This window comes from Vogesella perlucida, from assembly GCF_979366545.1.
In genome coordinates, this window is sequence record NZ_CEETRO010000006.1 from 199,989 (window position 1) to 212,595 (window position 12,607).

Annotated in this window: 9 protein-coding genes; 2 read left to right on the top strand and 7 right to left on the bottom strand. The window is 58.8% G+C overall.

All coding sequences use genetic code 11. The features are described from left to right. Positions 1–108: 108 nt before the first annotated feature. From ACZ9XP_RS10960 to rluD, 7 genes are all read right to left on the bottom strand, one after another. A complete protein-coding gene (locus ACZ9XP_RS10960; protein WP_465188426.1) occupies positions 109–585 on the bottom strand; it encodes an FKBP-type peptidyl-prolyl cis-trans isomerase in 477 nt (158 codons plus the stop codon). 289 nt (positions 586–874) lie between these two features. Then, positions 875–1,606, bottom strand: a complete 732-nt coding sequence (locus tag ACZ9XP_RS10965) for a hypothetical protein (protein WP_465188427.1) — start codon at positions 1,604–1,606, stop codon at positions 875–877. Next, positions 1,542–2,645, bottom strand: coding sequence for a ParA family protein (locus ACZ9XP_RS10970; protein WP_465188428.1), 1,104 nt, complete (start codon positions 2,643–2,645; stop codon positions 1,542–1,544). Before ACZ9XP_RS10970 ends, ACZ9XP_RS10965 begins: the two co-directional genes overlap by 65 nt. 75 nt (positions 2,646–2,720) lie before the next feature. After that, complete coding sequence (locus ACZ9XP_RS10975) at positions 2,721–3,920, bottom strand: ribonucleotide-diphosphate reductase subunit beta (RefSeq protein ID WP_465188429.1); 1,200 nt, start codon at positions 3,918–3,920, stop codon at positions 2,721–2,723. A 93-nt stretch (positions 3,921–4,013) separates the two neighbouring features. Next, positions 4,014–6,881 (bottom strand): ribonucleoside-diphosphate reductase subunit alpha, encoded by a 2,868-nt coding sequence (locus tag ACZ9XP_RS10980; RefSeq protein ID WP_465188430.1) that lies wholly within the window; start codon positions 6,879–6,881, stop codon positions 4,014–4,016. A gap of 451 nt (positions 6,882–7,332) precedes the next feature. Further along, positions 7,333–8,097: a peptidoglycan editing factor PgeF gene (gene pgeF, locus ACZ9XP_RS10985; RefSeq protein ID WP_465188431.1), complete on the bottom strand. Its 765-nt coding sequence runs from the start codon at positions 8,095–8,097 to the stop codon at positions 7,333–7,335. After that, entirely contained in the window at positions 8,087–9,217 is a 1,131-nt protein-coding gene (rluD, locus tag ACZ9XP_RS10990; RefSeq protein WP_147688856.1) for a 23S rRNA pseudouridine(1911/1915/1917) synthase RluD, read from the bottom strand. The genes pgeF and rluD overlap by 11 nt, the downstream gene beginning before the upstream one ends. A 179-nt stretch (positions 9,218–9,396) precedes the next feature. On the opposite strand from rluD, the gene ACZ9XP_RS10995 reads away from it, so the two are divergent. Then, positions 9,397–11,586: a PhoX family protein gene (locus ACZ9XP_RS10995; protein ID WP_147688857.1), complete on the top strand. Its 2,190-nt coding sequence runs from the start codon at positions 9,397–9,399 to the stop codon at positions 11,584–11,586. 150 nt (positions 11,587–11,736) lie between these two features. Next, a complete protein-coding gene (locus tag ACZ9XP_RS11000; protein WP_147688858.1) occupies positions 11,737–12,528 on the top strand; it encodes an outer membrane protein assembly factor BamD in 792 nt (263 codons plus the stop codon). Positions 12,529–12,607 lie beyond the last annotated feature (79 nt).

Genomic DNA, 12,607 nt, shown 5'->3' on the forward strand with positions numbered 1-12,607 from the left:
AGCGCCGTGCTGTTAATGAAACAAGCCCTGCTTGCAGGGCAAACAGGGCTTGTCATCCACGCAGCCTTCCACCATGGGAGGGCTGAATGCGTACCGGCCAGCGGGCAATCAGTGCTGGTGGCCGTGTTCGCCATGTACGTGCTGGTGGGCAATCTCTTCAGCCGTGGCCGCGCGCACGTCTACCACCTTGATGGCAAAGCGCAGGGTTTTGCCGCACAGCGGGTGGTTACCGTCCAGCAGCACGGTAGGGCCTTTGATCTTGGTCACAAAATAGTAGCGCGGCTCGCCATCCGGGCCGGTGCGCTGAATCTGGCCGCCTACCTTCACGCCGGGCGGGAAATCCACCTTGGCCATGGTGGTGACCAGCGCCTCGTCACGCTCGCCAAACGCGTCAGCAGGGCTCAGCTCCAGCGTGGTCTGGTAGCCGGCTTCCTGGCCTTCCAGCGCTTCTTCCAGCTTGGCAAACAGGTTGTCGTAATCGCCGTGCAGGTAAGAAACCGGCTTCTTGCCGTCGTCGTAGATATTGCCCTGGCTATCGGTAACTTTCATGCGCAGGGTCACGGCGGTGTCTTGGGTAATTTTCATGGCAGGTGAGGGCAGAAAAAAATGAGGGTGGAAGGGTGGCAGCTAGGCGGGGGCGTGTCAACTGCTGGCGGGGTGGCGGGCGGCATCAGCCCACGGCTACGGTGTGCAATCCGTACCCCGGATAAGCCAACGGCGCATCCGGAGAATGGTGTAACACCGACAAACAGGTGGCGGGCGAGGGTAGATGCAAAAAGGTTGGCCGCATACCGGGTAAGGGGTGATGCGGCCAGCCTTTTAAACGCTTCGCGGTGAACGTTGGGCTTCGCTACGCTCAACCCAACCTTCCGTGCTAAATATTCCCCGCACCATTTTCATGCGCTGAATATATAGAGTCAATCAAACGAGTACTCGCTCCGACTAATTTAGCAAGGACAAGTATCTGATCTTTGCAGCTTTGAACGGATGACTGATGTGGGTAATTTATTGCATGGTCAATTTCACCCCAAGCTTCCTCGAAAAGAGTTCTTACTTGAACTTCGCAAGAAATGTTCGAATCTGCATTATCAGTAATGCGATAGTGGACAGATGTATAATGTCGCTCGTTGTTGATTGTTTTTATTCCTAGTTTTTCGAATCTTGTTATTGCCTCCGGATCCCAGCTGTATGCAATGGGATCCTCACAAAAAAACCAGTATCCCAAACTTTTCATTTTCAAAATGGAGTTGTGTATCTGTACAAAATCGCTAGATCTGAGATGTAATATGCGCAAGCCTGCGATATCCGTTATCTCTCGGAATAAATTTTCTGGCGTTACCAATATTCCTTTTTTCTCTTTCCTTTTGATCTTGTCAATTAGGCTGTCTTCAGATTTAACCCTTGATCTTACCGTATGAACACCAACTTTCCCAGTGGGGTGATTGGTGAAGTAGTTAGCCACCGTGCCAAGTAAATAATTGAATTCGGCGTATCGATTTCTGTAAATTGAAATAATTTCATTATTTTGATCTTCTTGCATGTCAGTCCCCCATTCGTTGGAGTAAGAATTCAGCAAGTTCAATATACTTATATCGCGTGCTTTCATATGCATATCTATTTCCAGAGACAGTTGATACATCATCTGGCTCGAGATATGAACTTGACGGCACTTTCCACATGGGTGTGTGATATTTTTGAGCCATATTCGGAAGAGTGTTGTGAGTATGCATAACAGCAGTGCCACCTATGGGCTCTCTTAGGATTTCAATTGGGATGTTTTCCCAGATGGCTTTCTCAATATAGCTCGATATTAATACTGGTATCTGTTCGGCGTAGTTAAAATGAGCAGTGGCAAGGTCCCATCTATTACTTTTGCTTGCATATTTTTTAGCGTTATATATTGTATACCCAAGCAGCTTGACAAAGTTCTCGGGGAAGTACTTTTTCTTATCTTCGGGTAGTAATTTGTGAAGTATCTCAAAGTCTTTTTTCCACGCTTTTAAAGAATTTCCAATATTCCTAATTCCATACAGGGAGAACATATCTGGGCCGCATGGTATTACAAAGCCATCAACGGTAGATATTACGGTCTTATTTAGAATGCCTAGACTCGGAGAGGTGTCGAAGATAACAAAATCATAGTTATTTTTTCTTGCATACTCCAAGGCAATTATTCTTGGTTTCGATATGGTACGAATGGCGAGTGGATCGCCTCTCAATGCATCTGACCATCGATTTGAAATTTTCTCTTCATAGGTGTGCAGTGTGAGTCGACCAGGTATTAAATGAAGATTTTTAGAAAGGACCTGTGGCTCTGGCATGCTTGGAAGGTCTGACTGACCATCTTCAGTCGGCTTAAGAAGGAAGTGAATTGTTCGTGTTGTCTGAAGTAAAGTGTCTAGCTTCTCTTGCCCATTGGTATTGAGAGCAGCTTGGAAATCGGATATAAATGAATCTTCCGCTTCCCATATGGCATGCAGCTCTTCGTGATCCATCGCCAAAATCGTCAGGTTGCATTGAGGGTCTAGGTCAACAATTAATGTCTTTTTCCCTAACTCTGCTAGAGCATGTGCCAAGTGGAATGTCAGCGTAGTCTTGCCGACACCACCCTTATTATTAAAAATTGATAATGTCTTGCAAGGCATAATTGTTCATCCCAAAAAAAAGGCACACTCAAGAGTGTGCCTTTTGCATAAGTACATGTCAATAAAAATGCAATATCAATCCCAGCTCAACGCCCCGCCAGTCTGGTACTCGGTCACGCGGGTCTCGAAGAAGTTTTTCTCTTTCTTCAGGTCGATCATCTCGCTCATCCACGGGAACGGGTTGTTTACGCCGGGGAACAGCTGGTCCAGGCCGATTTGCTGCATGCGGCGGTTGGCGATGAAGCGCAGGTATTCCTTGAACATGCTGGCGTTCAGGCCCAGTACGCCGCGTGGCATGGTGTCTTCGGCGTAGGCGTATTCCAGCTCTACGGCGTGCTTGAACAGCTCGGTGATCTCGGCCTTGAAGCTGTCGGTCCAGATTTCCGGCTGTTCCAGCTTGATGGTGTTGATCAGGTCGATGCCGAAGTTGCAGTGCATGGACTCGTCGCGCAGGATGTACTGGTACTGCTCGGCGGCGCCGGTCATCTTGTTCTGGCGGCCCAGCGCCAGGATCTGCACGAAGCCGACGTAGAAGAACAGGCCTTCCATGATGCAGGCAAACACGATCAGCGATTTCAGCAGGGTCTGGTCGGTTTCCAGGGTGCCGGTCTTGAATTCCGGGTTGCACAGCACGTTGATGAACGGCAGCAGGAATTCGTCTTTGTCGCGGATGGATTTGATTTCGTTGTAGGCGTTGAACACTTCGCCTTCGTCCAGGCCCAGGCTTTCCACGATGTACTGGTAGGCGTGGGTGTGGATGGCTTCGTCAAAGGCCTGGCGCAGCAGGAACTGGCGGCATTCCGGGCTGGTGATCTGGCGGTAGGTGCCCAGTACGATGTTGTTGGCGGCCAGGCTGTCGGCGGTAACAAAGAAGCCCAGATTGCGCTTGACGATGCGCATTTCGTCTTCGGACAGCTGGCCGGTTTTCCACTGTTCGATGTCGCGCTGCATGTTGACTTCTTGCGGCATCCAGTGGTTGGCGCACTGGGCCAGGTATTTTTCCCATGCCCATTTGTGTTTGAACGGTACCAGCTGGTTCACGTCGGTTTTGCCGTTGATCACACGTTTGTCTACGGCGTTTACACGGCCGGCGGCGGTGGCGGCTGGGGTGGCGGTAGCGGGGGTGTCGTCGAAGGACAGGCTCATTATTCTTGCTCCGGATGCTGTATGGGTTTGATCGTGTTTCTGGCGCGCCGTCCGGTGGGAGGGCGCCGCGTCATCCCGAAACCGGCTGGGGGCAACCGGCTTGAGGATGGGTTGGCCGCATGCGGCCAACCTGTGGGCTTGTGTTTTACCTGATTCCCCGGATGCGGCTGGCGCCTTATCCGGGCTACCGATCCGGGTTACGGATGAATCAGCCCGTTTGCCTTACTGGCAGCTCTCGCAGTCCGGGTTGTCGATGCTGCAGAACTTGGCATCGGTGGCCGGGGTGGTGTCTACCACGGCTGCCGGGGTGGGTGCTGCGGCTGCGCCGCCTGCTACCGGTACGGCGTTCAGTTCGCCGCCACGACCGGTGGATTTCTCGGCGGAGCTGGCTCCCAGGGTGCGCAGGTAGTAGGTGGTTTTCAGGCCTTTTACCCAGGCCAGCTTGTACAGCTCGTCCAGCTTCTTGCCCGATGCGCCGGCCATGTACAGGTTCAGCGATTGTGCCTGGTCGATCCATTTCTGGCGGCGGCTGGCGGCTTCTACCAGCCAGCTCGGGTCTACTTCGAACGCGGTGGCATAGATGGCTTTCAGCTCTGCCGGTACGCGGTCGATGCGGCCCAGGCTGCCGTCGAAGTATTTCAGGTCGGCAACCATCACTTCGTCCCACAGGCCCAGTTTTTTCAGGTCACGCACCAGGTATTCGTTGGTGACGGTGAATTCGCCGGACAGGTTGGATTTCACGAACAGGTTCTGGTAGGTCGGCTCGATGGAGGCAGACACACCAATGATGTTGGCGATGGTGGCGGTAGGGGCAATGGCCAGCACGTTGGAGTTACGCATGCCGTGTTCGGCGATGCGCTTGCGCAGGCTGCTCCAGTCCATGCGTTCGCTGCGGTCCATTTCCAGGTAGCCGCCGCGCTCGGCTGCCAGCAGGTTGATGCTGTCGTGTGGCAGGATGCCACGGTCCCACAGGCTGCCTTTGTACGATGGGTAGCGGCCGCGCTCTTCGGCCAGCTCGGTGCTAGCCAGGTAGGCGTAGTAGGCCACGGCTTCCATGGAGATATCGGCAAACTCGACGGCGGTGTCGCTGGCGTACGGTACGCGCATCTGGTGCAGGCAGTCCTGGAAGCCCATGATGCCCATGCCTACCGGGCGGTGCTTCAGGTTGGAGTTGCGTGCTTTTTTCACCGGGTAGAAGTTGATGTCGATCACGTTGTCCAGCATGCGCAGGGCCACGCGTACGGTGCGTTGCAGCTTCTCGGTGTCCAGCTCGGGGCCGTTGGCGCCTTGTTTCAGGTGGCGTGCCAGGTTCACAGAGCCCAGGTTGCACACGGCGATTTCGTCGTCGTTGGTGTTCAGGGTGATTTCGGTGCACAGGTTGCTGCTGTGTACCACGCCCATGTGTTGCTGCGGGCTACGGATGTTGCACGGGTCTTTGAAGGTAACCCATGGGTGGCCGGTTTCGAACAGCATGGTCAGCATTTTGCGCCACAGGCTCAGGGCCGGGATCTGCTTGAATACGCGCAGCTCGCCGTTGCGGCCTTTTTGCTCGTAGGCGGTGTAGGCTTTTTCGAAGGCCTGGCCGTAGATGTCGTGCAGGTCTGGCGTTTCGCTAGGCGAGAACAGGCTCCACTCGCCACCTTCCATCACGCGCTTCATGAACAGGTCGGGGATCCAGTTGGCGGTGTTCATGTCGTGGGTGCGGCGGCGGTCGTCGCCGGTGTTCTTGCGCAGCTCCAGGAATTCTTCGATGTCGGCGTGCCAGGTTTCCAGGTAGGCACACACGGCGCCTTTGCGCTTGCCACCCTGGTTCACGGCCACGGCGGTGTCGTTGACTACTTTCAGGAACGGCACCACGCCTTGCGATTTGCCGTTGGTGCCTTTGATGTGGCTGCCCATGGCGCGTACGGGGGTCCAGTCGTTACCCAGGCCACCGGCAAACTTGGACAGCAGGGCGTTTTCCTTGATGCCTTCGTAGATGCCGTCCAGGTCGTCGGCGATGGTGGTGAGGTAGCAGCTGGACAGCTGGCTACGACGGGTACCGGCGTTGAACAGGGTAGGGGTGGACGACATGAAGTCGAAGCTGGACAGCACGTTGTAGAAGGCGATGGCGCTTTCTTCGCGGTTCACTTCGTTCAGCGCCAGGCCCATGGCCACACGCATGTAGAAAGCCTGCGGCATTTCGATGCGGGTGTCGTCGATGTGCAGGAAGTAGCGGTCGTACAGGGTTTGCAGGCCCAGGTAGCCAAACTGCAGGTCGCGTTCCGGTTTCAGCGCGGCGCCCAGTTTTTTCAGGTCGTATTCGCCCAGCTTTTCGTCCAGCAGCTCGGCGGCAATGCCTTTTTTCACATAGCTAGGGAAGTACAGCGGGTAGTGCTGGCCCATTTCTTCCTGGCTGATGGCTTCGCCCAGGATTTCCAGGCGGATATTGCCCAGCAGCAGGCGAGCGGTCACGTAATCGTAGGCCGGGTCTTGTTCGATCAGGGCGCGGGCAGCCAGGATAGACGATTTGTTGACTTCTTCTTCCGGTACGCCGTCGTAGATGTTCTTCAGCGTTTCGGACAGGATGGCGTCCACGTCGGTGGCGGCCAGGCCCTGGCAGGCGGATTCGATGGTGGCGCGCAGGCGGGCCACATCCAGCGGCAGCTTGCGGCCATCTTTGCGGATCACGTTGATCTGGATCTGGTGCAGGGCTTCGCCACGGGCGGCGCGTTCTTGCGAGCGCTGGTCACGGTACAGCACGTAGGCGCGGGCCACGTCGTGCTCGCCGGCGCGCATCAGCGACAGCTCTACCTGGTCCTGGATGTCTTCGATGTGGATGGCGCCGCCTTCCGGTTTGCGACGCATCAGGGCGCTGACCACCGACTCGGTAAGGTGTGCCACTTTGTCGCGGATGCTGGCGGAGTTCACGCTTTGCGAGCCCATTACCGCCAGGAAGGTTTTGGTCATGGCGATAGAGATTTTTACCGGCTCGAATGCCACCACGGCGCCATTGCGGCGAATGGTCTTGTACTGGCTGTAGTCGGCTTGTGGCGCGGCTGCGCGGCCCAGTTCGGCGGCGGTGTTGGCGTCGGTAGTGGTCAGTGGCATTGTCATTGCCCTCGTGATGGGTAGGTTATTCGATGCTTCCGGCGGCGGCGGGCATGTGTTTTTGGCATGCGGCACGCGGGCGGAAGGGGTCGCGCAGCGGTGGTGGCAGGCGGGCTGTGGACAACTCTGTTGAAAAGCTGTGCGCCAGCTGTGCACAAACACAATATATGCTGTTTTGACCGGAAGGTGACGCAAATTCTAGTGGTGAAGTGTGTGCGGGACAAGTCTTGACAGCTGCCTTAAAAAGCTGAAAGCCGCGCCAGTATTGGCTTTGCGCGGCAAACTATTTTTTACGGCCTGCCGGGGGCGTGCAGCGGAGCTAGCTACAACAAGGGTTTGCAGCTGGGTCGGTTTTGCCACAGTGGCGGTTGTATGACGGCTGTTGCGCTGTTGCGACGCCCAAAATGCAAAAAGGGCGGTTTTTACCGCCCTTGAACACTATATCTTGTGTTTAGCCAAGCCAGATCAGGCTGGCCATGCGGCCGGTGACCTGGTCGCGCCGGTAGGAAAAGAAGCGCTCGCGCTCGATCACCGTGCAGGCGTCACCGCCGTAAATGGCCGTCACGCCGGCTGCGGCCAACCTTTGCCGCGCCAGCAGGTAGATGTCGGCCAGGTATTTGCCGTCGGCGATAGGCTCGAATGCAGCAGCGGCATGGCTGTCGTGCGCCATGAAGGCGGCGCGCACCTCGGCGCCCACCTCGAAGGCCTCGGGGCCAATGGCCGGCCCCAGGTAGGCCATGACGTTGGCCGCATCGACTTGCATGGCCTCCAGCGTGGCTTCGATCACGCCACCGCACAGGCCGCGCCAGCCGGCGTGGGCGGCGCCCACCACGGTACCGGCACGGTCGGCCAGCAGCACGGGCAGGCAGTCGGCGGTCATCACGGCGCACACGGCACCGGGGGTGCGGCTAACGCTGGCGTCGGCTACCGGCACGCTGCCCGGCGCTACCGTGGCGGCGTCCACTACGGCAATGCCGTGTACCTGTTGCAGCCAGGCGGGCTCGGCGGGCAGCGTAGCGCGCAGCAGGGCGCGGTTGGCTGCGACGTTGGCCGCGTCGTCGCCTACGTGGTCGCCCAGGTTCAGGCTGGCGTAGGGCGCGGGGCTGACGCCACCGTGCCGGGTGGTGACCAGGCTGCCCACGTTGGCCGCAGCGGGCCAGGCTGGCGTGAACCAGCCGGTGTCTGCTGCGGGCGCGTGCACAGGCTTAGCGAACATAGTGCACTTCGACATCGTAGTTGTCGTCGTCCCAGTCATCGTCGTCTTCTTCATCCAGCGCTTCGGCCTTGGCGGCGGCTTTGGCGTTGGCGGCGGCAAATTTTTCGTCGCGTTCGGCGCGCAGCAGGGCCAGCAGCTGTTTCATGTCGTCCGGCAACGGGGCTTTCCAGCCCATTTCCTTGCCGGTAGCCGGGTGCACCAGTGCCAGCGAGTAGGCGTGCAGCGCCTGGCGCGCCAGGGCTTTGACGGCGGCGTCGGCCGCTTCGCTACCGTGGTGGCGCGGGTTGCCATAGGTGGCGTCGCCGGCCAGCGGGTGCTTGGCTTCGCGCATGTGCACGCGAATCTGGTGGGTACGGCCGGTTTCCAGCTTGCACTCTACGTAGCTGAAGTCTTCGTAGCGTTCCAGCACGCGCAGGTGGGTAATGGCCGGTTTGCCGCCAAAGCGCAGCACGGCCATTTTCAGGCGGTTGTGCGGGTCGCGGCCGATCAGGGTTTCGATCTTGCCATCGTAGGGCACCACGCCGGTGGCCACGCAGCGGTAGATGCGCTTCACGGTACGCGCCTGCAGCTGCTGTACCAGATCGGTTTGCGCCAGCAGGGTCTTGGCCACCACCATCAGGCCGGAGGTGTCTTTGTCCAGGCGGTGCACGATACCGGCGCGCGGAATGTGGGTGAGTTCGGGGTTGCGGTGCAGCAGGCCGTTCAGCAGGGTGCCGGTCCAGTTGCCGGACGCCGGGTGTACCACCAGGCCTGCCGGCTTGTTGATCACCATGATGTGTTCGTCTTCGTACACCACGGGGAAGTCTACCGGCTCGGCGGTGTAGGCCAGCGCCTCGGGCTGCGGGATCACTTCTACAGTGATGACTTCGCCACCCAGGAGCTTGGTCTTGCCGGGCATGTGCTTGCCGTCCAGCAGCACCTTGCCGTCTTTGATCCACTGGGTCATGCGGCTGCGCGAGTAGTCGGGCAGCAGTTTGGTGAGCGCCGCATCCAGGCGTTCGCCGGAAAATTCGTAAGGTACGGAAAGTTGCTGCGCCTCGCCGCCGGCGCCGCTTTCCCCTTCGCTGTCCGCAATATCGTCGTCCAGCAGTTCGTCGGCGAGAATGTCTTGTTCGTTCATGGCTTTGTGGCGTGAGGTAAATCGGGCGATTTTAAAGCAGTCTGGCCAGCTTGTCCTGTTGGCGTGGCAGCTAGATGACAGGTAACTGGTATGAAACTGGCGCTTCATGGCGGGGTAATCATTAGCCCATACCATCAAACAGCTGTTTCAAACCAATCAACCACCTATTAAATAGTGCCATGAGCAAAAACAACTTCACCCCGCTGCCGAACGGCGCCGACCCGGACGATATCGGCAACAACACCTCGAACAACCCCACCATGCAGGACATCCTGGCTGCGCGCATGGGCCGCCGCACCTTTATGCTGGGCTCGGCCGGCGCTGCCGTGTTTGGCAGCATGGGGCTCACCGGCTGTCTGGGCCTGGGTGGCGCTGGCAGCAGCGCGCCGGCCGCCGCTAGCGAAACCTTGCTGGGTTTCAAGCCGGTCGCCAAGAGCCTGGCCGATGCCTTTATCGTGCCAGAGGGCTATACCGCCAGCGTGATCTACGCCAAAGGCGACCCGCTGTTTGCCGGCGTAGCCGCATTCAAGAACGATGGCACCGACACCGGCTACGATCAGCGCGCCGGCGACCACCACGACGGCATGCAGTACTTTGGCCTGAATGCCGCCGGCAAAGCCGACCAGGCTGGCGCCAGCCGCGGCCTGCTGGCCATGAACCACGAGTACATCGACCAGACCACCTTGTTTACCGCCGGCCCCACCGCGCTACCACGCCCGGCCGCCGAGGCAGATATCGAGATCGCCTGCCACGGCGTATCGGTCGTCGAGGTGGCCAAAGGCAGTAACGGCCGCTTTGCCACCGTGCAAACCAGCCCGTTCAACCGCCGCGTTACTGCCGAAACCACCATCGAACTGGCTGGCCCGGCACGCGGCAGCAGCCTGCTGGTGACCAAGTTTTCGACCGATGGCACCCGCACCCGCGGCACGCTGAATAACTGCGGCACGGGCAAAACCCCGTGGGGCACGTTGCTGACCGGCGAAGAAAACTGGTCCGGCTACTTCAAGCGCGGCAGCGACGCCGCCGCCCGCAGCGCCAAAGAAATCGCCGCGCTGACACGCTATGGCCGTGCGGCGGGTGCCAGCAGCCGCTACGGCTGGGAAACCGCCGGCACCGACGACCGTTACGTGCGCTGGGACATCACCGCCAATGCGGCCGGCACCGCCGCCACCGACTACCGCAACGAGATCAACGGCCAGGGGTATATGACCGAAATCAACCCCTACGACCGCAACAGCGTGGTGAAGAAGCGTACATCTACCGGCCGCTTTGCCCACGAAGGCGCTGCATTCTCGCTGCTGAAAACCGGCAAGCCACTGGCGATCTACATGGGCGACGACTCGCAGTTCGAATATATCTATAAGTATGTATCGAACGCCGTGTGGGACCCGGCCGACGCCAAACCGGCCGACCCGATGGCCACCGGCGACAAATATCTGGATAACGGCAAGCTGTACGTGGCCAAGTTCAACGCCGACGGCACCGGCACCTGGCTGGAGCTGTCCATGGCCAACCCGCTGATTGCCGGCTATGCCAGCTACGCCTTTGCCGACCAGGCCGATATTCTGGTAAACGCCCGCATCGCGGCCGACGCCGCTGGCGCCACCAAAATGGACCGCCCGGAGTGGAGCTCTACCCACCCGACCACCGGCGACATCTACTTTACGCTGACCAATAACAGCGGCCGCGTGACCAGCGGTAGCGATGCCAGCAAGGTTGTAGATGCGGCCAACCCGCGCAGCTACACCGACGTCAAGAATGGCACCACCACCCAGCGCGGCAACGTGAACGGCCACATCCTGCGTCTGGCCGAGCAGGGCGATGCCAATGCCACCACCTTCAAGTGGGACGTGTATCTGTTTGGCTCCGAAGCGGGCGCCATTGCCAGCATCAACCTGTCCGGCCTGACCGATGTGAATGACTTTTCCAGCCCGGATGGCCTGCAGTTTGCCGAAAGCACCGGCATTTGCTGGATCCAGACCGACGATGGCAACTACAGTGACATGACCAACGACCAGATGCTGGCCGCACTGCCTGGCCGCGTAGGCGACGGCGGCAAGGTGTCGGTAGCCAACGGTAGCGTGCTGGTGGATACCTATGTCGGCAAGAAGCCCACCACCGATACGCTGAAGCGTTTCCTGGTAGGCCCGAAAGGCTGCGAGGTTACCGGCGTGGCAGAAACACCGGACGGCAAGGTAATGTTCGTCAACATCCAGCACCCGGGCGAAGGTACCGCAGTCAGCGACCTGGGCGACCCGAGCAAGTATGTCAGCCAGTGGCCGTCCAATAGCGGCTATGGTGCCGGCCAGCGCCCCCGCTCGGCGACCGTGATGATCACCAAGAATGACGGTGGCCGTATCGGCACCTAAGGCCAGGCTGTACTGGCCACACCGCCTGTCGGCTCGCCCGGCAGGCGGTTTTTTCATGGCAACGGCGCAGATGGCAGCAAGAAACCGCTGCCGGGCGTGCGCAAACAGCAGTTTTGGTTATAATCGTGCGCAGTCAAACAAGGACACCTCATGAAAAAAAGCTTTGTAGCCTTGCTGGCCGTCGTACTGATGGCAGGTTGTGCCTCGGTGGAGCCGCAGGACGAAACCCGTGGCTGGACGGTAGACCAGATCTACAGCGAAGCCCGCGACGAGCTGAATGGCGGCAACTACACCCGCGCCCTCAAGCTTTATGAAACCTTGCAGGCACGCTTCCCTTACGGCCGCCACGCGCAGCAAGCGCTGATGGACCAAGCCTATACGCATTACAAGGATAACGAGCCGGAGCTGGCCATTGCTGCGGCCAACCGCTTTCTGCGCCTGTACCCGGCGCACGCCAGTGCCGACTACATGTACTACCTGAAAGGCCTGGTGCACTTTAACGACGACACCAGCTTCCTGGCGCGCGCCACCGGCCAGGACATTAGCGAGCGCGACCCGAAAGCCGCCCGTGAATCGTTTAACGATTTTCGCGAGCTGATTACCCGCTACCCAGCCAGCCGCTATGCAGAAGACGCTACGCAGAAGATGCAGCATCTGGCCGCCGCGCTGGGCGGGCACGAAATGCACGTAGCCCGTTACTACATGAAGCGCGAAGCCTGGCTGGCTGCGGCCAACCGCGCCCAGACCGTGGTGCAGGCCTACGCCAATACCGGCCACAACGAAGAGGCACTGGCCATCATGGTGCAGGCTTACGGCAAGCTGGGCATGGACACACTGCAGGCCGATACCCGCCGCATTCTGGCACTGAACTTTCCGCAAAGCGCCTACCTGACCCAGCCGTGGGAATACCGCGGCCAACCCTGGTGGAAGTTCTGGGGCTAAGCCGGAAAGCAAAAAGACCGTTGCACAAACGGTCTTTCGGGCTGCACAAGCAGCACCGATCAAGCTTGTAATGGATCCA